This window comes from Trueperella sp. LYQ143, from assembly GCF_046599595.1.
Classification (GTDB): Bacteria; Actinomycetota; Actinomycetes; order Actinomycetales; family Actinomycetaceae; genus Trueperella.
Genome location: NZ_JBKIWR010000024.1, coordinates 1 through 22,931, shown reverse-complemented (window position 1 = coordinate 22,931; position 22,931 = coordinate 1). Strand labels below are relative to the sequence as shown.

The 22,931-nt window shown below is 54.0% G+C and carries 20 protein-coding genes and 1 tRNA gene; 14 read left to right on the top strand and 7 right to left on the bottom strand.

The genetic code is table 11. The features are described from left to right. Positions 1 to 174 precede the first annotated feature (174 nt). Positions 175 to 1,308: an ABC transporter ATP-binding protein gene (locus tag ACLHIL_RS08420; protein ID WP_411297518.1), complete on the bottom strand. Its 1,134-nt coding sequence runs from the start codon at positions 1,306 to 1,308 to the stop codon at positions 175 to 177. A 321-nt stretch (positions 1,309 to 1,629) separates the two neighbouring features. Here ACLHIL_RS08420 and ACLHIL_RS08415 point away from each other — a divergent pair, with 321 nt between their 5' ends. From ACLHIL_RS08415 to ACLHIL_RS08405, 3 genes are all read left to right on the top strand, one after another. Further along, complete coding sequence (locus ACLHIL_RS08415) at positions 1,630 to 3,822, top strand: serine/threonine protein kinase (protein ID WP_411297519.1); 2,193 nt, start codon at positions 1,630 to 1,632, stop codon at positions 3,820 to 3,822. 217 nt (positions 3,823 to 4,039) lie between these two features. Further along, positions 4,040 to 4,906 carry a thioredoxin domain-containing protein gene (locus ACLHIL_RS08410; protein WP_411297517.1) on the top strand — a complete coding sequence of 289 codons (867 nt, stop codon included), beginning with the start codon at positions 4,040 to 4,042 and terminating at the stop codon, positions 4,904 to 4,906. 207 nt (positions 4,907 to 5,113) lie between these two features. After that, positions 5,114 to 5,188: transfer RNA gene (locus ACLHIL_RS08405), tRNA-Thr, on the top strand. Positions 5,189 to 5,677: 489 nt separating this feature from the next. Here the strand turns inward: ACLHIL_RS08405 and ACLHIL_RS08400 are convergent. From ACLHIL_RS08400 to ACLHIL_RS08380, 5 genes are read right to left on the bottom strand one after another with little or no spacing between them, the layout of a single operon-like run. Continuing rightward, on the bottom strand, positions 5,678 to 6,493 hold the full coding sequence (locus ACLHIL_RS08400) for a hypothetical protein (protein WP_411297515.1): 816 nt from the start codon (positions 6,491 to 6,493) through the stop codon (positions 5,678 to 5,680). Further along, the gene (locus ACLHIL_RS08395) at positions 6,490 to 7,332 is read right to left on the bottom strand and encodes an ABC transporter ATP-binding protein (RefSeq protein ID WP_411297514.1); all 843 of its coding nucleotides are present in this window, start codon (positions 7,330 to 7,332) and stop codon (positions 6,490 to 6,492) included. The genes ACLHIL_RS08400 and ACLHIL_RS08395 overlap by 4 nt, the downstream gene beginning before the upstream one ends. Before the next feature lie 2 nt (positions 7,333 to 7,334). Continuing rightward, on the bottom strand, positions 7,335 to 7,886 hold the full coding sequence (locus ACLHIL_RS08390; protein ID WP_411297512.1) for a hypothetical protein: 552 nt from the start codon (positions 7,884 to 7,886) through the stop codon (positions 7,335 to 7,337). Further along, entirely contained in the window at positions 7,873 to 8,691 is an 819-nt protein-coding gene (locus ACLHIL_RS08385) for a DUF5808 domain-containing protein (protein WP_411297511.1), read from the bottom strand. The genes ACLHIL_RS08390 and ACLHIL_RS08385 overlap by 14 nt, the downstream gene beginning before the upstream one ends. Further along, on the bottom strand, positions 8,688 to 9,014 hold the full coding sequence (locus ACLHIL_RS08380) for a PadR family transcriptional regulator (protein ID WP_411297510.1): 327 nt from the start codon (positions 9,012 to 9,014) through the stop codon (positions 8,688 to 8,690). The genes ACLHIL_RS08385 and ACLHIL_RS08380 overlap by 4 nt, the downstream gene beginning before the upstream one ends. Positions 9,015 to 9,302: 288 nt before the next feature. On the opposite strand from ACLHIL_RS08380, the gene ACLHIL_RS08375 reads away from it, so the two are divergent. The 4 genes from ACLHIL_RS08375 (at position 9,303) to ACLHIL_RS08360 (ending at position 12,538) form a co-directional block, all read left to right on the top strand. Then, entirely contained in the window at positions 9,303 to 9,974 is a 672-nt protein-coding gene (locus tag ACLHIL_RS08375; protein ID WP_411297509.1) for an endonuclease III domain-containing protein, read from the top strand. Between the two features lie 218 nt (positions 9,975 to 10,192). After that, positions 10,193 to 10,363: a hypothetical protein gene (locus ACLHIL_RS08370; protein WP_411297508.1), complete on the top strand. Its 171-nt coding sequence runs from the start codon at positions 10,193 to 10,195 to the stop codon at positions 10,361 to 10,363. Between the two features lie 127 nt (positions 10,364 to 10,490). Beyond that, positions 10,491 to 11,786, top strand: coding sequence for a MurT ligase domain-containing protein (locus ACLHIL_RS08365; protein WP_411297507.1), 1,296 nt, complete (start codon positions 10,491 to 10,493; stop codon positions 11,784 to 11,786). Then, positions 11,786 to 12,538: a type 1 glutamine amidotransferase gene (locus ACLHIL_RS08360; RefSeq protein WP_411297506.1), complete on the top strand. Its 753-nt coding sequence runs from the start codon at positions 11,786 to 11,788 to the stop codon at positions 12,536 to 12,538. Before ACLHIL_RS08365 ends, ACLHIL_RS08360 begins: the two co-directional genes overlap by 1 nt. A gap of 299 nt (positions 12,539 to 12,837) precedes the next feature. Here ACLHIL_RS08360 and hemH read toward each other — a convergent pair whose 3' ends face one another. After that, positions 12,838 to 13,818 (bottom strand): ferrochelatase, encoded by a 981-nt coding sequence (gene hemH, locus ACLHIL_RS08355; protein WP_411297505.1) that lies wholly within the window; start codon positions 13,816 to 13,818, stop codon positions 12,838 to 12,840. 229 nt (positions 13,819 to 14,047) lie between these two features. On the opposite strand from hemH, the gene ACLHIL_RS08350 reads away from it, so the two are divergent. The 7 genes from ACLHIL_RS08350 (at position 14,048) to ACLHIL_RS08320 (ending at position 22,517) form a co-directional block, all read left to right on the top strand. After that, entirely contained in the window at positions 14,048 to 15,976 is a 1,929-nt protein-coding gene (locus tag ACLHIL_RS08350; RefSeq protein ID WP_411297504.1) for an acyltransferase family protein, read from the top strand. Between the two features lie 263 nt (positions 15,977 to 16,239). Beyond that, positions 16,240 to 17,442 (top strand): Gfo/Idh/MocA family protein, encoded by a 1,203-nt coding sequence (locus ACLHIL_RS08345; RefSeq protein ID WP_411297503.1) that lies wholly within the window; start codon positions 16,240 to 16,242, stop codon positions 17,440 to 17,442. Between the two features lie 35 nt (positions 17,443 to 17,477). Next, positions 17,478 to 18,509, top strand: a complete 1,032-nt coding sequence (gene tdh / locus ACLHIL_RS08340) for an L-threonine 3-dehydrogenase (protein ID WP_411297502.1) — start codon at positions 17,478 to 17,480, stop codon at positions 18,507 to 18,509. A 64-nt stretch (positions 18,510 to 18,573) separates the two neighbouring features. Continuing rightward, the gene (locus tag ACLHIL_RS08335; protein ID WP_411297501.1) at positions 18,574 to 19,773 is read left to right on the top strand and encodes a glycine C-acetyltransferase; all 1,200 of its coding nucleotides are present in this window, start codon (positions 18,574 to 18,576) and stop codon (positions 19,771 to 19,773) included. 450 nt (positions 19,774 to 20,223) lie between these two features. Then, on the top strand, positions 20,224 to 20,901 hold the full coding sequence (locus tag ACLHIL_RS08330) for a hypothetical protein (protein WP_411297500.1): 678 nt from the start codon (positions 20,224 to 20,226) through the stop codon (positions 20,899 to 20,901). A gap of 565 nt (positions 20,902 to 21,466) precedes the next feature. Continuing rightward, complete coding sequence (locus tag ACLHIL_RS08325; protein WP_411297499.1) at positions 21,467 to 21,913, top strand: hypothetical protein; 447 nt, start codon at positions 21,467 to 21,469, stop codon at positions 21,911 to 21,913. Continuing rightward, positions 21,903 to 22,517, top strand: a complete 615-nt coding sequence (locus ACLHIL_RS08320; protein WP_411297498.1) for a hypothetical protein — start codon at positions 21,903 to 21,905, stop codon at positions 22,515 to 22,517. The genes ACLHIL_RS08325 and ACLHIL_RS08320 overlap by 11 nt, the downstream gene beginning before the upstream one ends. The last annotated feature ends 414 nt before the right edge of the window (positions 22,518 to 22,931 follow it).

Below are 22,931 nucleotides of genomic sequence, written 5' to 3'. Positions count from 1 at the left end.
GTCGGAACGAACTATCGTCCGTTCCGACGCCGCTTTAACATGACAGCCTATCTGGGCGTATCCATGACGCTGTACCCCTGGCATGATCTTGCACATACGCGCCGTATGGCAATCGGACCGTATGCAACTGGATCACGGTGTGGAGCACAGTGTGCTAGGTAACGCCCGCTATTCTTATCCGTGCTGAACTGCGGAATCGATACGGTTTCCGGTTGTGCTGGAGAAGAAGTGCGTGTGCTCCGGGCGTGGGTGCAGGTAAATAACTTCACCAGCAGCCGGCACGTTAAACGGCTCAATTCGCACAACGAGGGTTTCGGATTCATCGCCGGAACCGAACTTGCTATCTTCGCGCTCGCCGCCAACAACTGTGCCGTAGACGTAAGCATCCGATCCAAGAGATTCGACGAAAGTAACCTTAACCGGGATCCCGCCTTCACCCTGACCAGCGATGGAAAGCGCTTCGGGGCGCAAACCGATCGTCAACGAGCCGTCCTTACCGGCGGCATCAAGAACGTCACGCGGCAGCTCGAAACGGGCGTCACCAAAGACGGCTGAGTTGCCGTCAATCCGCCACGTACCGAGGTTCATAGCCGGAGAACCGATGAAGCCAGCAACGAAAGCGTTAGCCGGACGCGAGAACATCTCCGCTGGGGAGGCAACCTGCTGGAGCAGACCATCCTTAAGTACCGCAATCCGATCACCCATCGTGAGAGCTTCGGTCTGATCGTGGGTGACGTACACGGTGGTAACGCCGAGCGAACGCTGCAGAGAAGCGATCTGGGTACGAGTCTGCACACGCAGCTTCGCATCCAAGTTAGATAGCGGTTCATCCATCAGGAACACTTGCGGCTTACGCACGATTGCGCGACCCATTGCCACACGTTGCCGCTGACCACCCGAGAGGGCCTTTGGCTTGCGGTCGAGGTATTGCGTCAGATCAAGAATACGGGCCGCTTCTTCCACGCGCTCGCGGATAACGGCCTTATCTTCGCCAGCGATCTTCAGCGCAAAGCCCATGTTATCCGCAACCGTCATGTGCGGATATAGGGCGTAGTTTTGGAATACCATCGCAATATCGCGATCTTTCGGAGTCACATCGGTGACGTCGCGATCGCCAATATAAATACGGCCGGAATTGACGTCTTCCAAGCCAGCGAGCATACGCAAAGAGGTGGACTTTCCACAACCAGAGGGGCCGACGAGGACGAGGAACTCGCCGTCAGCAATCTCTAGATTGAGGGCGTCAACCGCTGGCGTCGTCGCTCCAGGGTATATGCGCGTAGCATTCTCAAATGTAACTGTTGCCATGATTATGGCTCCCTTCACCGGCAGGTACGTGCCGGACGATCCGAGTGAAAGGTGTCCGAGTAGGTGTCGACTCTGACACAGCGCAGGTAGCGCTACCGCTTATTCTCGCACAATATGTCAGAAAGGAACATAGCTTTACGGCTTAAGGTGGAGCGGTTTGTGCCACAGTATGCGGCACAATAGAGGCACGGCGTGAATATTCTGCGTTTTCGGTGTGAACCGAGAGCGTCGAGAATACACCTGGACCTGGAAAGAGATAGCACAGCGAAGAACACGGAAATACGCAGGGGCGATGCCAGAAAGGATGGTCACGTCGTGGCGATGCGAGAGAGCATAGGGGGCTATCACCTGTTGGCGCAGATCGGCGCAGGCGGGATGTCCAGCGTATATCGGGCCTGCGATGATGCGGGAAATCTGGTTGCCCTTAAGCTGCTCCATCCGGCCATTGCCGCCCAGCCACGTGCGAGAGAGCGTTTGCGCCGGGAGGTCGCGATGTTGCAACGGGCGCGCGGCAAATACGTCGCGGCGGTGCTCGATGCGGAAACCGAGGATGATGATATTTTCATCGTCACAGAACTCATTGACGGGCCGACGCTAGAAGCCGATGTATTTGCCCAGGGCCCCTACCTGTCACAGGATTTATGCGAACTAGGTGAGGAACTATCGCGTGCCCTAGATTCGATTCATCGCGTTGGGGTACTACATCGGGATTTGAAACCCTCGAACGTCATGATGGGTGCACAGGGGCCGGTTTTAATTGATTTTGGTATTGCCCAACTTGGCGAAGACGTGCGGATGACGCAGACGGGTGCAGTTACCCATACCCCGGGGTTTTGTGATCCGCGAGTTATTCGCGGCGCGGCACCTGACGAGGAAGCGGATTGGTGGGCTCTCGCTGCGGTGCTTGCCTTTGCGGCAACTGGGCATGCTCCTTTTGGCACAGGTGGGCATCCGGCGATTATGCATCGGGTGTTATCTGGGCAGGCGGCCTTACCGGGTCTATGTGAGCCGGTTGCTCAGGCGTTTCGTCAGGCTTTGCATCCGAATGTGGAGCGACGCATCGGTTGTGCTGAGCTGCTTGACGTTATCCAAGCCAATCAACATTGCCGGTATGTTTCTGAGGATCTCAACGCAGAGGGCGCTGTAGGTGAGGAATACGAGCAGCATGATGATTGCCCGCCGACCCGTGTGGTAACAGATGTGGAACAGCGAGCGGGTATGCCATCTGCGGATATGCCACCGGCACGTGGTGGGCACGTAGCATCCGGCGATGCGGGAGCCGTGTATGGCATGGCACAGGGCGCGGCACAAACGATAGCGTATGGCGCAAAACAAACAACAGATGGTTATGCCGGCACCTATGGCGACTATGACGATGAAAGCTCGTGGGATGAAGGCGTAGCGCACTATTGGCCAGCTAATGGCGATTCGCAAGATATAAATGACGAGGCAGCTACCGCAGCGTATGGCGGGCAGTATTTCCTGGAATCCGATAGGGATGTAGTGGCGGATACTTCGGGGGCAACAATGCGCTATCCCGCTGCCACTTCCTCGGGGCAGGCGATTAATACGGCTGATTTACGGGCTAGCGGCGCAGGGAGTGGCGCGGAGCGGAGTCCCGAAATAACGCCAGTGAATTCGGTGGCAGGCGCATACGAGGGCGGTGGATACGGTGAGGAATATTCTGACGAATACGGCTACGGGCAATATGATTCGAGGACGGAGGAACTGCCCGCCGTACAGTATGCCGATGGGCGGGGGTATCCCGCAGATCGGATGTCTTCGTCGGTAGCTGATCCGCATGCGTTATCGCACAGATCTGCGGATCAACGCGCAGATGCCCCGCACCAGCCGTATGCGCTTAACTCGCCCTATCCTGTTGCCTCATACGCGGCGCACTATCCACACTCCCCGTCGGAGGATATCTCGGCAGTTCACTCGTATGCCACCGATTCTGCTTCGTATAACGATGTGCCGTCAGAACATAATGATGGTTTATTACCAGCGAAAGTTCGCCTTCTGGTATTGCTGACGTGGATAGCGCTGGCTGCCTTTGCGGTCCACTGGTCGATGATTGTCGTGCCAGTATGTGCCGGATTGTTTTTCCTATGTGCCCTGGTAGGGGAATGGGACGCGAAACGTCGCGAGGAGTTGCGGCGGCGCTCTGTGATAGGGCGGCATAGCGCGGTGCGGAAGATATTGCGTGTTCCGGCGGCACTATTCGGGGCACTGTTACGCAGCATCCCAGTAGTGCTGCTGTTACTTAGTGGAATGTGGCTAACTGGATATGCGGATACGTGGGGGTCATATCCAGAACTCATTACCGCCGGAATATGTGCAGGAACGATGCTGCTTGGATGGTTCCTGCCGACGAGTTACCGTGCGCAACACGGAGCGAGAGTGATCGGTCAAGCCTTTGCCCCGACCCTCGGCTACCGGCTATTTTGGTGTGTTTTCCTGCTTGGGGTAGCTGGTCTGGGAGTGCTGTCAATGTTGGACGTTGTGCGTCGGTAAATACGCCAAACTATGCGAACGCGGCTCCCTGGCGCACGCTGTCGGCAAAATCGTGTTCCAGATGCTAGCTGACGGGTTATTTAGGCGAGTACGCTGTGAGGAGGTAGATTTGCGCGATGTTTTCCCGCATCGTGCATCGCGATCATGTGGATGTGCGAGATACTGCGTCGCGCGGTTTATTGGGCACATTCATCGATGCTAGGAATACGAGGGATTGATGGCAACACAGAATACGGCCTATACGTCGAAGAATGCGCAGACGTTAACGAAGAAAGAACGTCGGGAACAAGCTCGGGAAAAGAACCGGATTTTGCGTGAGCAGGAAGCAAAACGACGCAAGCGCAACAAGATGCTGGTTATCGGCGGATGTGTGGTAGCTCTGCTGGTTATTATCGGGGTTATTGTGCAGATTTTCGCGAAAAATACTGGCGCAAGTGAGGACGATTTTGGATCGTATAATGGGTCAGCTCGTCCGGCTGAATTGGCGAATGTGACGAAAGATTACGGGATTGACGTCAGCCCCGATGGAATGGCTGGGGTATCAGTTTCCGGGTTGAATACGATCTCTATTTATTCGGATTACACCTGCCACGGCTGCCAGAATCTAGAGAAAGGCTACAGCCAGAAATTCCATGCCCTCGCCAGCCAAGGTAAGTTGAATTTCCGGTTATATCCAGTGGCGACCCTAGGTAACGAATTATCGGATGACGCGACGGCGGCCATGTTCTATGTGGCAACATACGCACCGCAAAAGGCATGGGCCTACTCGGATGCGCTCATGGCTCGCGGTACTGAGACGGTGGCCAATCATGCGCCCATCCCGCCGAAGAGCGAATATGCCGATATTGCTATCAAAGTCGGTGTGCCTGAAGAGGTTGCCAATGATCTGCCGGCCTCGATTGCCTCTCGAGAATGGAAAGATATTGCAGTCAAAGCAACGGAATCGTTCCGGGCAAAGGATTACACGGCAACGCCGACCTTGGAGATCAACGGCGTGAAAGACGATTCCTGGCTGGAAGATGGCAAGAGCCCGCAGACGATTATTGATAAGGCCTTAGCGGCGACTCCGCCGGCAGCAAAGTAGGAGTAAGACGGCATCTGCGGCGCGGGTAGGAATGTCGACTAAGGCGTTCGCTTGTGTGAACACTGCAAAGTAGGTACTACTACGCGCCAAATGCTGCACTGTGCTGGATGGCAGTGCGTTGAAGTATGGGGATCGTCTCCCGTATTGGTGTCGCGCTAATAAATCTGGCACAATGAAACACGCTTGCGAGCCATGCGCTCGCGGCAGGCCTCCTTAGCTCAGTGGTAGAGCACCTGTCTTGTAAACAGGCGGTCGTCGGTTCAAATCCGACAGGGGGCTCCACTTAATAGCCCATTTTGATCTCATAGCTCGGTTCGGTTGGCGGCGGATCAAGATGGGCTTTTTGTTTGTTGACGCGGGTTTCTGGCGGTTGGCGAGGCTGCAGTGGTGGGTGCGTTGGTGTAGGCGATGCTCTGATGAGGAACGGGTGACAGCTCCGAGCGAACGATTTTAATAGCTACGATGTGAGGGGGGCAGGGCTCTTGGAGGGAATCGCTGCTGTATGAGCTGAGGTTTGGCAGAAAAGAAAAAGTCAAGCGAACATAGTAAACCCGGCGAAACAAACTCGACGCTATTAAACATCACCACATGCCGCTACGCAACCACGAGCAGCTTTGTTTGCTAAATGCCAGTCACTAGCCCATATCGGCATTTAATTTATCCGTCGTAAATAATGTGCCTCGCGCGTTCGGCCAGAAAGGAAACCCCGCAGTGAGGGAATGCCTGAAGTCGGCACAAATCCCGCCGAAGTTAGCACAGATCCCGCTGAAATTAGCACAGATCCCGCCGCTCGTAACGCCACATAGCCGCCACGAGTAAAACGCCCGCACAGAAAACAGTGGAGAGAAGTTTAAGGGCGAAGATAGCTGTAGGAATATGGGAGGCATTGGCGAGTGCGCTCATTGTGCTCAGTAAGCCAAGTGGCGTGTAGGTGCTTCCCCAATGCCACGCGCCGCCAATAGAAACAAATACGTACACGGCAATACCGACGCCCAGGGTTGCTCCGAGGCTTAAGAATATCGCCTCGGCAAGTGCCATCGCGCAGATAATGACGAGAGCAAACAGGAGCCATATACCGCTGATCTCCAGGAGGGGAAATAGTGGCGCGTGGCCAAAGACGATTCTCGTCGTTACCCCTGCAATCGCGGTAGTAATAGCGAGTGTGGCCAGTAACGTCAGTACCAAAGTGAATACGTGTGCCAGTAGATAGGAGCTGCGTTTAATGGGGCGGGTGAGAATCATGTGAGCCTCTGAGCTGCCCATTTGGGAGTGTAAGCGCAGTGCGCCGACGATAATAACGCTGAAAATACAGATTTGATTGAGATTCTTGATCCACCCCGAATATGCGTCACTCCACGACGGTTCTCCGAGGTTGCGCGACATAAATTCGGCGAGGGCGGGGTCGGCTAGTGCGGAAAGGATACGCGGCGTGTATTTTGCGATGAGCGCTGACGTCAGGGCCATTAGTGTGAAAATGCCGCACACTACCCAGGTGCTGGCGCTGCGATAACTTCCGCGTGCCAGGAGCCGCGTCAGGGAGGCAATACCAGGTACTCTGCCTGCGGTGTTATGAGAATTCCGGCTCATTGGTTCAACTCTTTCGTCGTTGCCTGCAGATAGACGTCTTGCAATGAGGCTTTCTCTTCGGTAATGGATAGCCCAGGCAGAGCCGCTGATAGCAGTTCACGTGCCGTATTCAGATCGTCCTGCTCTCCGGTGATGTGGAGTTGGGATTTCGTGGCGGGGATAGTTTCCAGAATCTCCTCAAGCCGTCCTTGGGCTAATAATTTCCCGCGGTCAAGTAGCCCGACGTGGCTGCACACCTGTTGGACGTCGCCCAGTAGATGTGAAGAAAAGATAACCGTTGCTTTGCCGGCCAGCGATGAGATGATCTCAAGAACTTCAGCCCTGCCCATTGGGTCTAAGGCACTGGTTGGCTCGTCAAGGATTAACAGGCGAGGGCTGCCAATGAGGGCGCTGGCAATACCGAGGCGTTGCGTCATACCGCGCGAGAAACCGCCGACTGTGCCATGCGTTCGGTGTAGCCCAACGAGTTCTAATAGTGAATCTGCGCGAGTGGCAGCAATATCGGATGGCACTCCAGATAGCTGCGCGAAAGTAATGAGGGCATCTTTGGCGGTCAGCCAGCTACTGATACGGGGGACGTCGGGCAAATAGGCAAGATCGGCAATAGGGTCGCAGGGAAGTTGGCCGCGCGAATATCCGAGAACGGTGGCGTGCCCGCTAGAGGCGGAGATTAGCCCTAAAAGGATACGGATAGTGGTGGTTTTTCCGGCTCCATTTGCGCCGATAAATCCGTAGATCGCGCCCTCGGGAACAGCCAGATTGATCTGATTGAGCGCGCGGTATGTGCCGTAATCCTTTGTTAGATTATGGGTACTGACGATTAACTCGGGCTCAGGCATTGTTACTTCCGGTAGAGGTCGTCGATAGCGGATTGGATATCTGGGCGCGTTTCGGAGGCCTTCTGGTGATGGGGACGGCCTTGAGCTTCTCGGTGAGGATAAAGGGCTGGCTGGCGGTTATCGTTATCTTGCTTCTGCAGCGATAACTGGCTGTTTGCCGCTAACTGAGTGCTGGTAGGTAGTTGGCTGTTTGCCGCTAATTGGCTGCCTGTAGTCGGGTTCCCATTAGCATCTGGCTGTCTGTTCGGGTCGGTATTTCCGTTGAGATCCAGTGGGATAGGTGCGCCTCGCCGGTGGGTATCTAGCTGTTCGCGTTCGGCGCGGGCACGGGCATCGCGTCGGCTCAAGATGAGAAAGAGGAGCGGCCCGATTGCTTGACCAAAAATAATGATGAGTGCCCATACGGGTTTTGCGGCACCGGCGATTGGCCCAGGAGGGGTTCGAGCCATGACGATGAACGCGGTAATGAGTAGTACAAGCTGAATGGCGAACAGGATACCGATGGCGATTTGCACCTCGCGGGGCAGCGCGGTGAGAGAATCAAATCCGTTCATTATCGTCTTCCTTGGTTGAAGCTGAGGCGGGGGCGGGCATGGGCTGGGAGGCTGGTGTGTGAGAGCTGCTTTTGAGCGCGCGAGATACGCCGTTGAGCGCCTGCTTGACGGTCGCCACTAATACTGCGGATGTGACGATAGGTGCAGCGAGTAGCCCGATAGAGGCAATGAGCTGGCGAGTATGTGGATGTTTTATCTCGCGGCGGGCGGCTTCAGCCGAAAAGAGTAGGAGGCTCTGCAACCCTAGGGCGTGAGCAGTGAGGACGATATCGGCGCTGCGGGCAGTATCGAGCGCAGATGCTGGTTGAGTGGAGGTAGGTTCAGATTCTGATTCGGATGTGTTGCCCGTTGGGATGCGAGAGATGACGATGGGTAGGGCTGCCAGGGCGATACTTGTGCCTGCGCTGAGAGCTGCGGCTGCTTTTCCGCTGGAATATCGCTTAGGTAGCCCGGTTATGTGCCATTTCGTCACTACTCGGCGGGCGCGGGCGATGTTCCGAGCGTAGAGGCATGTGCTAGCCGCTCCGATCCAGGGTGCGCTCGCGAGAGCGCGCCGTGTTGTAGGAGGGATGTATGCTTCCAGGTCGGGCAGGGAATCGTCGGGGCGAATAAGGCCAAGTTTGACGGCGATGGCTCCGATGTTCAGATCCCAGCCAATACCGGCGGTGCGGGGAACGAAGATTGCGGGATTTTCAGGTTCGAAGCAGCGCAGAATTTTTCCAGTGGTATTGCTTCGAGTGGGGAAACTGACGGGAATTCCGAGAAAGCGACGGGTTCCATCTTCGGTGGTGGAGCGGAGTCTCATAGCTGAATTCCTTTCACGGATTGAGTTACTGCCTTGTGTAGGTGAAGCCATTCGTGTGTTAACGCGGTGAGTCGTTCATGACCGTGATGCCTCAGTTCGTAGATCTTTCGTGGTGGCCCGGATGGTGATTCCTCCCAGCGGGTGTGTACGGTTCCGGCTTTATGCAGCCTACTGAGTAGGGGGTAGACCGTTCCTTGGGATATGTCGAGGTGGGTTTCCGTTTTTAGGCGTTCTAATAGTTCTCCCCCGTAGGAGGGGCGGGTGGCGAGCAGGCCGAGAATGATGAGCTCTAAAGCGCCTTTACGTAGTTGTGATTCGGCCATGTGGACTCCGGTGGGCTGTTAGCAGTGTGGCTATTACGCCTAGGTTCTATGTAATACATAGTACTAGGCGTGGCAAGAAAGTCAATGGGCGATAGGAAACGGGTGATAGGGGCGGGATGGGATGGCGGGGTTAATGCAGTAGTAATTGGGTTAATGCAGTAACAACACCGACCACTGATAGTGCGCAATAGTGCAATATACACTGGTGCGGCACTGTATTCGATAAAAGTGCGCTGCGATACCCTCGTAAGAGAAATACGAAGACAGTACGAAAAGGATGGGGAGAACATGCTGACGGAGCCGTCTGACCAAGCCCTGGCGCGCGGCTTGCGCCGCCTATATCAGCTACTGTGTGAGCAGGTGCCCAGTGAATCGTGGTGGACGGGTGAATCCCGATTCGAGATCGTCGTCGGTGCTGTACTGACGCAAAATACCACATGGGTGAATGTTCAGCGGGCACTCGCAGCCCTGCGTCAGGGAGATCTCCTGAATCCTCAGTCAATTGTGGATATGCCGCGTGGCGATCTGGAAAATGCCATCCGTCCGTGTGGGTACTACCGAACAAAAGCGGAGTATCTGCGGAGCATCGGGCACTGGTTTTTAGAGCGTGACGCTGAAGCTTGCCTCCTGCCGTGTGACCGCTTGCGTCAGGAACTTCTTGCCTTACGTGGAATCGGCCCGGAAACTGCCGACGATATTCTCCTCTACGTCTACCACCATCCCGTATTTATCTACGATGCGTATGCGCGCCGATTGATAGCGGCTGCCGGTTTAGGGGATTATGCCCACTATGAAGCCGCTCGTCGGGCGCTCGATCCAGCAGTTAACGCCGCCCAATTTACCGTAGCGGAATTAGCGCAATTCCACGGTCTGATTGTTGATTCTGGGAAAATAGCGCGCCGCTATGGAGGCTGGGAGCAGGTCTATTCGTGTTTATTAGATGGCACTTTTGGGCAGTAAATTAGCAGTTTGTTCCTTTCGTATTAAGTAGGCGCTCTATTAAAGCTCTATTAAGGAGGAGCTAGAAAAGGACGCGCCGGGCGGGCAGGGCGAGGGCTTCTGGTATGTGGATGCCTTATGAGTCTTGGTTAAACGGACGGGTGCGCGAAGCCTTATCGGGCATTGTAGGCGGGCTATTCGGCTGGTTGCTAGCTCACCTCTGGTAAGAAATGCCGTTCGTGGCTCGCAGATGGTTTGTGGGCGAATCCCGTCTCGATATGTGCCTTGCCTGCGGCGAAGGATATTTCCAGGTGCGATCCTCGTGCCTGCTCCTCGTCGGTGCTTATGCGGATATGTTTTATACGAATTCGTGCCCTGCTTCGCGTCACATGTGGGTATATGCCCGATAGGTGAGGTGATCCCCCGCAACACGCATAGCGATTAAAAATAGTAAGAAAACATTGCGATCCATGCGATATTGTGGCGGATAATCCTATGGCCATGGGCGAGATAGGCTATGCGGAATATACTGAAGGCGTGGGAAAGAAAGTGGATATGAAACTTCCTCGGCGCAGCGCTATCGCTATGCAGGCCGGGCGTATTGCGGCGCGAGCCTCCCAACTTATGGGGCGAGGCTCTGGCGGGATGATTGGCGGAGCTATCGCAGAAAAGATCAGCCCGAAAATTTTGGCGCAGTTAGCGGCGCAGAAGAAAACCGTCGTCGTCTCTGGAACGAATGGAAAATCCACCACGACGGCAATGGTTCGCGCGGCGCTCAATACGATCGGTCAGACAGCGTCGAATGATAAAGGCGATAATATGGGCTCTGGCGTGCTCAGCGCTTTGATGAACCAGCCAGATGCGCCCTACGCGGTATGCGAGGTGGACGAGCTGCACGTCCCCTTGGTTTCTGCCAAAATTCGCCCAGCCGCCTTTGTGTTACTCAATCTTTCTCGCGATCAGCTAGACCGAGTTGGCGAGATTGGTCATGTTGAAAAACGACTCCGGGCGGCTGTTGACGATAATCCGCAGGCTACGGTGATTGCTAATTGTGATGATCCGTTGATTGTTTCTGCAGCGATGGATAGCCCTCGGGTGATCTGGGTGAGTGTGGGCTCGCGATGGTACAACGATTCGGTGAGTTTCCCGCGCGGGGGCAAGCCGATTGTGCGCCAAGGGGAGGATTGGTACGTCAAGGATTCGCCCTATCGGCGTCCAGATCCGGATTGGATGGTGCGCGAGGGCGTTCTGATTAATTGTGCTGACGAATCTGAGCAGTATTCACTCGATCTTGCAGTGCCTGGTCAGGCTAATCAGGGCAATGCTGCTCAAGCTATTGTGGCTGCTCATGCTCTAGGCGTTCCGATGGTAGACGCGGTAGAAGCAGTCCGAGCAGTGCAGACGGTTGCTGGTCGCTATGCAACATATTGTGTTAATGGGCGGCAGATTCGGATGCTGCTCGCGAAGAATCCGGCTGGATGGCAAGAAGCTATCACCATGATTAATACGGAGATTCCCAATCTGATTATTGACGTCAATGGTCAAATTGCTGATTCGACGGATCTGTCCTGGCTGTGGGACGTCGATTTTGATGAGTTGGCGCGCACCTATAGTCGCGTTATCGCCTGCGGAGATCGAGGCTTAGATCTGGCAATCCGCCTGCAATACGCCGGAATCGACGTGACGTATGTTCCGGGAATTATGCAAGCCCTGGAGGCCTGCCCGTCGCAGGCCAAGGTGGAGTTACTCGCTAATTACACTGCTTTCCGCGACGCAAAGAAAATCTTTGATCGGGTAGGCACTGTCTCGGGTGCGATGACGGAGGAAGAATAGTGAACTCGGCACTGCATATCGGAGTTATTGATCCGGAAGTCCTCGGGACGTATGGCGATACAGGTAATGCGAGCGTTTTGGCTTACCGTGCTCGGGCACGCGGCATTGACGCACAGATCCACATGATTCATCTCGATCAGGCGATCCCCACGTCAATGGATATTTACGTGATGGGTGGCGGCGAGGATGCGGCTCAGGCTATCGCTGCCGAACACCTGCGCGCGAATCGGGATTTTTGCCAGAAAATTGAGTCGGGAACTCCACTGTTAGCGATCTGTGCGTCGTTGCAGATTCTCGGTAATTGGTATGTAGACGCGCGTAATCAGCGGGTTGAGGGCTTGGAATTACTGGATATTACTACCTCCCCGCAAGGTCATCGTTCCATCGGTGAGCTGGTGAGTGAGCCGATGTTTGGCGGGTTGGCGCAAGAATTAACCGGATTTGAGAATCATGGTGGGGCGACGAGTCTCGGCCCAGACGCACGCCCATTAGGGATCGTTACCGCTGGCACGGGCAACGGGGGAACGACGGCTGTGGGGCAGCCAGGTTTGATGTATGACGGGGTGGCGCAGCACGGCATTATTGCGACATATATGCACGGTCCGGTGCTGGTTCGCAATCCGGAGTTGGCAGATTATCTTATCCGTCAAGCGACGGGGATGGCGTCCTTGGAGGAGCTAGAGATGCCCTTGCTTCACCAGCTCCGAGCTGAGCGGATCAAGGCGGCACGCAGCCAGCACGCGCAGCGTTAGGAAATCGTCGCATTTTGGAAGGCGCAAGCCGTTCTTTCGATTATTCCTCGATTGTTTTGGTTGCTTTTCGGTTGCTGCTCGTCTGTGATGGTGCCCATCGGGCATCGTGATCTCGTGAACCCACTGCCGGCGCTCTGAAATTTTCGGTGTATGCAACAAAGAGAGTAGCGAAGCAAAACCACGGCGTGAGGCGAGCTGCGCCGCTCTCGTGTCTCGTTCGGCTGGCAAAATTGTGTGCCGCGAAGCGGGCGAAGTTATGCGCCCATGAGGATTGTAGCATTTTTATATGTATGCCGACGTTACACTGCGTTGTGATAGAGATCGAGAAGCATAGCTGTGACGGCCGGATCGTCGTTCATCGGATTTAGATAGGAAAAATCTGTGCCGCCGGCGTTCAGGAACGCCTCTCGGTTAAGAACGTCGATTTCGTCAAGGGTTTCAATACAATCCGCGAGGAATCCTGGCGTACACACTAAGACGCTGCGCACAGCTTCTTCTTGTGGCAGGCGGGCCATTTCGTCGATTGTGGCTGGTCCGATCCATTCACCTGGTCCGAATTTCGATTGATAGGTCAACGCGCCGGGGATGTTGAGTTCACTAATAGCGCGATGGCGGCAAATGGCGTCAAATGTTTCCATGCACTGTGTGCGGTAGTACTCCGGTTCGTGGCGGGGATGGCGGGGGACGCCGTGAAATGAGAAAACGATTCGATCAGGGCGCGATTCGAGGCGGTCAATCCGTTCGCGTAGTGCCTGAGCGTGCCAGTTAATGTAATGCTTTTGGCAGGTGAACTGGGAAATGATCCGCAAGTTCGGGATACGAGTGGCCCGAAGATAGTGACGAAAAACCTGATCTGTGATTGCTGCAACTGTTGACGGGGCGTACTGCGGATAGAGCGGGATGATCGTGAGATCTTCGACGCCCTCACGTTCAAACTCGCGCAAGGTCTCCGCGATACGTGGCGCGGTATATGCCATCGCATATTTGACGTTGACCTGCGGTAATGCCTCGGCAAGCTGGGCGTGTTGGGCTTGTGTGTAGTGGACGAGCGGGGATTGATCGCCCATCCAGATGCTTTTGTAGATGGGTTTCACTTTTCGTGGGCGCACCCGACGGACAATCCCGTGCAGGACGGGTAGCCACAGCCATCGAGGCCAGTGTACGACCCGATGATCGGCGAGAAAAGCGGCAAGAAATTCGGAAATATCGGCTTCTCGGGGAGAATTAGGGCTGCCTAGATTGACGATAAGTAATCCGTATTGCGTGGCTGTATTATTCACACTCAAACTGTAACGAATAATTGGTCAAGAAACGGAAAAGAAATGTGTTTCCGTGGCTTTGATTGCGCGACTAATATATTGACGGTTACTAGCAATTGAAACCATAAATTCGTGATGAAGAATGACGGCATGGCTGAAACCAGGGAGAGAGTAGTTGGGGTATCCAGGGCATAAGGTGCTAGAGCCAGCAGTGGGCTCAACCTCCACTCGTACGACGAGGCGTTTCCGAGTGCGGGGGCTTGACGGAATTCGCGCTATCGCAGCATTAGCCGTCGTCGCCTACCATGCGATGAAAACTCGGTTATCCGGTGGATTTACTGGTGTTGACGTCTTTTTCGTGCTGTCAGGGTTCCTCATCACCGGATTGCTCATGGTTGAATGGCGAAAATATCGCACGATTCGGTTGTTCCGTTTTTGGCTGCGGCGATTCCGCCGGTTATTCCCGGCGGTAGCAGTAACTACGTTGATAATGATTCCGGTGGCGATGTTCGTCTCGTCGGATCTGCTGGTAGGGATTCGTCGGCAATTCCTTGGCACGCTGACCTTCACCTATAACTGGACGGAAATCGCTTCTGGATCGTCCTATTTCACCCAGTGGAATCCGCTACTCTTGCGCAATATGTGGTCGCTGGCAGTTGAACAACAGTTCTACATTTTCTGGCCGATTATTTTATTACTGTTAGTGCGCCTGCGTACCCATGTTCGCCCGCGTATCGCGGGATTGATTGCCCTGGCCTCGCTGCTATGGATGTTTGCGTGTTCTTTGCTTGGCATGGATCTGACCCGAATTTATCAGGGAACAGATACGCATTTATTCCCCATTATTATCGGCGCCTCGCTCGCCTTGATTTTGCCGCATCCAATTGAGGAAGCCCCAGCTAGCGTGCGTGCCGCCCTCCCGCCGACGATTCGTTTTGGGCGTGGGGCATTGGCGATCATCGGCTTCGTTTCGATGATTTGTGGCTTTATCGTTATTGATGACGCAGTGATGTGGACCTACCCGTGGGGCTTGCTATGGGCCTCACTATCGACGGCGTTAGTTCTCCAAGGTCTTGTGGACGTCGTTTCAGGAGCACCTGGGCCTGGGCGAGTCCTCGCCAGTATTCTCGATGTGCTGCCCTTGCGTTGGCTAGGGGAGCGATCCTATGCGTTATACCTGTGGCATTGGCCCATCTTGATCGTATTAAATACGGCGCTTCCGAATTTGGAATCCTGGATCGTCGGGTTGATCGTGTTAGTGATCTCGATTGGCGCGGCTGCTGCCTCCTATACCTGGGTGGAAACCCCCATGCGTCGTGATGGTATTTTCGCTACCTTGCGTCGCTGGCTTTCCATTCCGCAGCTCGGAGTGCAAGCGCTCGTCTCATTTGTGGTTATCGTGGCCGTAGTTGCCTCGGTGGGGGTTGCCTTAGCAAAAGCTCCAGAAAAAACTACGGCACAATTGGCGGTTGAGGCTGGGCAGCAGGCTTTGACGGCGAATCCGCAGCCTAATGGTACGGATAATAATTCGGGTCAGCCGCAACAGCCTGCTACGAATGGCAATGGCGCTGCTGCGCCTGGTACGGATGGTCAGGCGAATACCGGCGCGGATGGTAAGCCTGCTGATAAACCAGGCGATAAGCCCTCTGGTAAGCCGGATGAGGGGAATAAGCCAAGCCAGCCGCCAGCCCCGATTAGTGGTGGGCAGGTCAGTATTATTGGCGATTCGGTAACCTTAGCTTCCGCTGCGGCATTGCAGAATCATCTCGCCGGCTGCGATCTAGACGCAGAAGTCTCACGTTCGACGGTTGCTGGATTGTCCATCATTAATGACTGGGTGGCGACGGGTCGGGTGCGCCCATACGTCGTGATCTCTTTGGCAACAAATAGCTACTTGACGGTGGATATTGGAGAACAGTTCCTCAATGCGGCCCCGAATGCGAAATTTGTTTTCGTGACGGGATATGGGCCAAGAGCTGACGATTGGATCTGGTCCTCCAATGAAGCGATTGCACAGTTGGCTGCGAAATACCCGCAGCGGGTTCGGATGGCCGATTGGGCGAGTGCGATCAGCTCCCACGAGGATTATCTCGCCTCTGACGTCGTTCATCCTGATGGGCGCGGTGCAGAGATCTATGCGCAGTTGATCGTCAATGCATTAAATGATCTTCCGCGGTAAATATCTCTGTTGCCCACTGCGATATTGAGAGAGGCAATCCGCTCGGAGAAGATAGTAGTGCGGATCGCTGATAGTTTGGATGTGGGTACTGCTGGATCGGTCTGTTTACATGGGTGAGTAGGGCATCTAGCAGGGAAATGCCGGGCATGCGCGGTCGGTGGCGCACTCGTTACCTGTGGCGTTAAGCAAAACCGCAAGTGGCGGCGACGGGGAAGTGCAGCGAACTGGCGGCGCCAAGACGGCGAGGAATAAGGAGAATACGGATGGGTGATAGTACGCTACGAGTCGGTATCGTGGGGTGTGGCGCTCGTGCCCCCTTAGCGCGGCACGCAGAGCTACCAGAAAATGACGGAATTATTACTGCCGTCTGTGAACCGCATCCAGATGCGCTGGCCCGAGTAGAACGTCAGTTGCGCCGCAATGCCGATCAGCTCGCGATCACCGCGACGGTTGCCGAACTCATTGCTACAGGTATTGACGTTGCCTTCGTTACCTCGCCGGATGATACTCATGCGGAGGTAACCTGTGAGCTGTTGAAAGCCGGTATTCCGGTCTATCTTGAAAAGCCTCTGGCCATTACGTTGGAGGGGGCGACGGCGATTCTTCACACCGCCTATGAAAGCGGAACTCGGTTGTACGTCGGGCATAATATGCGGCACATGAACGTCGTGCGCCGCATGCGCGAACTGATCCAAGCTGGAGAAATCGGTGAGGTAAAAGCGATCTGGTGCCGGCACTTCGTCGGATCGGGTGGCGATTTTTATTTCAAAGATTGGCATGCCGAGCGAGAGCACACCACGGGGTTACTTCTGCAGAAAGCGGCGCATGATATTGACGTCATGCATTGGCTGGCGCAGGCGCACACCACCGAGGTCGTCGCGATGGGCGGGCTAACTCTTTACGATCAGGTTGCCAGCCGTGCCGATCATAATCACGAACTGATGGGGCAATGGTATTCGTTATCGAACTGGCCGCCGTTGAGCCAGATGGGGCTTAATCCGGTGATTGACGTTGAGGACATTTCCATGATGCTCATGCGAATGAATACCGGAGTTTTTGCCTCCTATCAGCAGTGCCATTACACGCCCGATTATTGGCGCAACTACACCGTCATTGGGACGGAAGGGCGGTTGGAGAATTTTGGTGACGGTGAAGGCGGGCATATCAGCTTGTGGAACACCCGCACCCACTATCGTCCAGATGGTGACGTCCAGTATCCGATTATTGGCGATGCTCATGGGCACGGTGACGCCGACGTCTTAACAGTGACGGAATTCTTCCGCTTTGTTCGCTCAGGAACGCCGACGGATACCAACCCGCTGGGTGCATGGTATGCTGTGGCCGCCGGAATCTGTGCCACTGATTCGCTGCGCAATGGATCCCAGCCGCGGCAGATCCCCGCCGTCGATCCGGTGCTTATCGACTATTTCACGGCAGGCCAGACTCAACCGCCTCTCGCGCAGTAAAATCACATTATGGACAGCCAAGAGAGAACTCAACGATGAAAGCATTAGCAAAGACGCAAGCCGGCCCAGGCTTAGAGCTTATCGACGTTCCAGAACCTACCATTGGGGCAAATGACGTCCTGGTTCGAGTAATGCGTACCGGCATTTGCGGAACGGATGTACATATTGACCGCTGGGACGGCTGGGCGCAAAATACCGTCCATACGCCACGAATCTTAGGGCACGAATTCTGTGGAGAGATCGTGGAGATCGGCTCGGAGGTAGATGGGCTCACCCCGGGAATGTTTGTATCCGGCGAAGGGCATTACGTCTGTGGCAGGTGCCGAGCATGTTTGGCTGGGCGTCGGCATCTGTGCCGTAACACTCGGGGAATTGGCTATCACGTTGATGGGGCTTTTGCGCAGTATTTCGCTATGCCGGCCAGCAATGTGTGGGTTCACCAGATCCCTGGTTTAGATCCGGATGTGGCGGCGATCTTCGATCCTTTTGGCAATGCCGTCCACACGGCTTTGCAGTTCCACACTCTTGCAGAGGATGTGCTGGTCACCGGCGCAGGGCCGATCGGTATTATGGCGGCGCTTGTTGCGCAATTCCAAGGGGCACGCAATGTTGTGATTGCGGATTTAGCTGATGAGCGATTGGAACTTGCGCATCGTCTGGGGTTGAAACTGACGATTAACACTGCTGACCGCCCGCTGAAAGATATTTACCAGCTTGCCAATATGAAAGAGGGTTTTGATATTGGGCTGGAAATGTCGGGCTCTGGAGCGGCGCTGACGATGATGATTGACCACATGACCCACGGTGGTCGGATCGCCCTGCTGGGGACTCCGGCGCAGCCCGTGACGATGGATCTAAGTACCGTCATTTTTAATATGCTGACGATTCAGGGCGTGACGGGGCGGCAAATCTTTGAAACCTGGTACATGATGACGGCACTGCTGCGTTCTGGTCTAGATATTTCTGGAATTATCACTGACCGTTTTTCCTATCGTGATTTTCGTGAGGCCTTCGCTGTCGCGGGTGACGGGCGTTCCGGCAAAGTCGTGATGACGTGGGAGGAATAAGGAAGCGGAGCAGGTAAGTGCTTGCCAAATAGGTGATGGGCTGCCAAGGGGAGAGGAATAACAGATGGATAGCCGACTGCGAGAGCGTCTAGCGCGCGAACTCGAAGAATTACGCGCCGACGGTTTGTATAAAGAAGAAGCGGCGTTGACGACGCCACAATCGGCGCATGTGGGTATCGCGGATGGCCGTCAGGTGCTCAACTTGTGTGCCAATAATTATCTCGGCTTGGCTGATTCGCCGGTTCTCATTGAGGCTGCCCAGCAGGCACTGCAAACCTGGGGTTTTGGAATGGCGTCGGTGCGGTTCATCTGCGGGACGCAAACCCTACATACTCAGCTTGAGCGTGCCTTGACGGAGTTTTTCCATCCGGAGGATCCACAGAACTGGGATACGATTCTCTATTCTTCGTGCTTCGACGCCAACGGCGGCTTATTTGAAGTGGTGTGTGGTCCTGAAGACGCAATTATTTCGGATGAGCTGAACCATGCCTCGATTATTGACGGGGTGCGTCTGACGAAATCTGCGCGGTTGCGCTACCGGAATCGGGATATGGCGGATTTGGAGGCGCAACTTCAGGCGGCCCGCGATGCGCGTACCCGTTTGATTGCTACCGACGGGGTGTTCTCGATGGACGGGTATGTTGCCCCTATTGACGAGATTTGCGAGCTGGCTCGTCGTTATGACGCGGTGGTGATGGTTGACGATTCTCATGCGGTTGGATTTACTGGAGAGAGCGGGGCGGGGACCCCAGAGTTATTTGGTTGCCGCAATGAGGTCGATATTCTTACTGGAACATTAGGTAAGGCGCTTGGCGGGGCAAGTGGTGGATATATTTGTGCGCGGCGCGAGATCGTGGAGATGTTGCGGCAGCGCTCGCGGCCGTATCTGTTCTCTAATTCCTTGGCACCCTCGATTGCGGCGGCCGCTTTGGCGACTTTGAATGTGTTGCGCGATAGTGCCCAGTTGCGGGAGCGCCTGCATGAAAATACTCAGTATTTCCGTGCTCGGATGACGGAGCTTGGTTTCGAGATTCCGCAGTCGGATCACCCGATTGTTCCGGTGATGGTGGGGGATGCGGTGCGGGCTGCTCGGATGGCTGATGCGATTTTGGCTCGGGGAGTGTACGTTCGGGCGTTCTCGTTCCCAGTTGTTCCGCGAGGTAAAGCGCGTATTCGCACTCAGATGTCAGCAGGGTTGACGCGCGCAGACCTCGATATGGCAATCGAAGCTTTTGTGCAGGCTCGTGCTGAGGTGGATCAATAGCTGGCAGCTTTTTAACCTGACGTTGCTGGATTCTTTGCGCGAGGTTATTCCCGGCGGGGGCGGCGTTGCCGTGGGCTTAGCGGAGTGTGTTTTGGTAGGGCTGGCGCTAGCTTTCTCTGATTAACTGCGAAGCTGCTGGACGCGCTCTGGCTGTAACGTTCTTCAGTGGTGGAGAGACTCTTTTTGTGTTTGCGTAGTTGGCTTTCCACATGCGAGCACCCGACGTTGTGCGGAGGGATACAAACGCTTAGCTAGTGCTATTGCTGATATTACCTCGGGGGTATATCGGCCTGACCTGCAGTTTAATTGGACTTACTCCAAAAGTATTGACCTTAGCGTCGGGTTTCCACTACTCTCTCACTATTAATACTTAATCTGGTGGCTTGAGTCACATCGTCTGCAGGCGCAAAGAAGCCTTTGCCGTGAGGTGGTATTTCCACCGTCTTAACCATGAATGATTATGTCGTTCTTTTTGTAAAGAGATGTATTAAGAATGAGGTGTGGGAGATGAAGGCTGTTGTAAGTATTTCTCTGGTCTGTGCTTTGGGTGTAAGTGGCATTTCGGGCATTGTTGAGAGGGCTACCCCAGCTTTTGCTGAGCGGAGTTCCATTGTGGTGATGATGTCTGATCTGGAAAGAGGGGCGGACTATCAGAATGGGGATAAGGTGGTGTCTGAATCTGAGGATGGCTTTGTTATTGCTCATGCTCAGAAACCGACACTGCTGGGTGGATCTCCATTAGATCTGGTTGGAAAGCATGAACTGATTCCTGCTGCTATCGGCGATACAAATCCAAATTTTCCCGGCGGTCGAGTGTGCGGGGAAAGCTATATTTACAAGAAGGATGCAGAGAAGCTACTACGAGATACGTATAAGGTAGATATTGTCACGCATGCTGAAGCAGTCTCAGTCCCGCTAGTTATTGGAGCAATTCTAAAAAATGGATTGAGTGGGATTGCTTCAGCGCTGATGATCGGTATTGGTTTTGTAAAATCTAAAACTGAAGCTTGGTGGGCTGAACAGTTGTTAGATGTTGCCACTGGCAAAAAGCACTACATCAGGAAACAAGTGATTTGTAATTATGGTGGTGGTTATCCAGCAGCTTGGACGGCTGTCAATGTTGGATAGAGTGAAACGTGCAAATCGAGCTAGTATCTTGCTCGGCTGCATGGCTGTGGCTTTTGGATTGTGTGTGCTCAGCGCAATCTGTGGCGATTTCAGTGAGCTATGGTTTTTCGTAGCCTGTGGTTTGATAGTTGGTTCGCTGTATTACTTTTACAGAGGGATTGAGCGTCGCTGGGGAAAGATGAAGCGTTTTTATCCGCCTGATATTTTGTGGCGGATACTGTTTTTCTCTCCGTTTCTGCTTATCCTCTATGCGGGATTAGAGCTGGTCTCGCCGCCATTTCTGCATGGATTTTATTGGTGGAATACGGGGTGGGCGCCGCTTTGCAGTGGCTGTCTTATTGTTCTTGGGTGTATTGAGGGTTTTGCTCCGTCGGTATGGCAGGCGTGGCGTAAGGAGCGTTCTCGCCAAAATACTGGGTGATTCTTAGCTCTGCTGTAATAGGGGCGTAATTAAGGCGAAATAATCTGTCATTATGTGAGCTAATGGTAGAGCTTTTGGGATGTTACGTATCGCTTGGCTGGTGTGAAGTGTGCACTGAGGTTTGTGGTCGTCATGGAAAGAGTGATGAAAGGAAATGCGGTGGATAGGCAGAATCGTGTTAACCGAACCGTCATCTCGCTTGGCTGCATAACCGTAGCTCTTGGGTTGTGTGTGCTCAGTAGTATCTGTGGCGATCTCAGTGAGCTATGGTTTTTTGTTGCTCTTGTTTTGGCGGCTATTCCGATGTGCTACCTGGATATGTGGGTTAGGCGTCGGTGGGGAAACAGAAAATCTTTTTACCTGCCCAATATCGTGTGGAGTGTAGTGTTCTATGCGCTGTTCTTCCTGATCGCATGGGCGGGTCTGAAGGATATGACGCCCTCATTTCTAGGCGGTTTCTACTGGTGGAATACGTGGTGGGCACCGCTCGGCTGTATTTGCTTTATCCTCAGCGGATGTATCGAATGCTTTTTGCCCTCGCGAATCCAGGCATGGCGTAAGGAGCGGATAGAGATCCTTAATGCGCAATAAAATAGATACATTCGCCGACGTTTCGCTTGCTCATTCTCATGAGATATTGCGTGCCTTTGTTCCCTTGCGAAAACTTGGCATGGACTATGAATGGGCGTCGTGGGAGCAAGTGATCGGAGATTCGATCAACCTTTATGCAGACTCCGATCTATATGAAGTTCTTGAGGATAATCGCATCACTGAATGGACTTTAGCCGAGGGAGTAGCCCCTGAGTCGTTTATTTGCAAGATTCACCAGTTGAGCTTGATGTATGGGAGTGGCCCCTGGAAGGTAATTCCTTATGAGGGCATAACCCGAACGCGGTGGGATAGGGTTGAGCAAAATGATCTTTTGTCGTGTTTCTTCGAAGAGTGGGAACGTGACAATTTTCCAGGAGTTCTAACATCGGCTAGCTTTCACGTGTGGTCAAACCGTTACGGTAATTCAGTAGTGTTATCTGGAAGTAAAGGTCTTTTTCGTGCTGCACAGCGTATGGGGCTTGAGTGCCGAGCAGCCTTAGCATCAATGGTGTTGCCCTTTGATTTACAGGAGCATTACAGAGCAGAAAATCGCCTCGATAACGCCGATTGTGCTTTCGCTCCACTATCTACCCGCTCGCCGTAGTTAAGTATTCGATTACACTCAAAGAAAAACGAGCAAATAACATAATCCCTAGTGCAGGCTACTTAAGGCTTCTCAGGCACGTTCTGAAATCCGTGGCACGTGTGTCAAGGTCGCTAAAGCCAGCAAGAAAGACGAGTATTAGGAGTTTTATCCCGTTAGTGTGACGTTGACGTGTATGGCGTAAGGAACGCTTGAATCAAAACAGCGAATAATTCTCGATCGTATTGTTGCTTGTGCTGATCGCACGAATCTGGTGCTCGTCATCTTCGCCCATGTCATTCGTTCCTATTAGCTAGATGTACGGGATGGGCTAAGACTAAAAGAAACATAATGTAGTGGGGGGGGGGGGGGGGGGGGGGGGGAGGGAAGAAAAAAAAAAAAAAAAAAAAAACAACCCCCATCCCCACCCCCGCC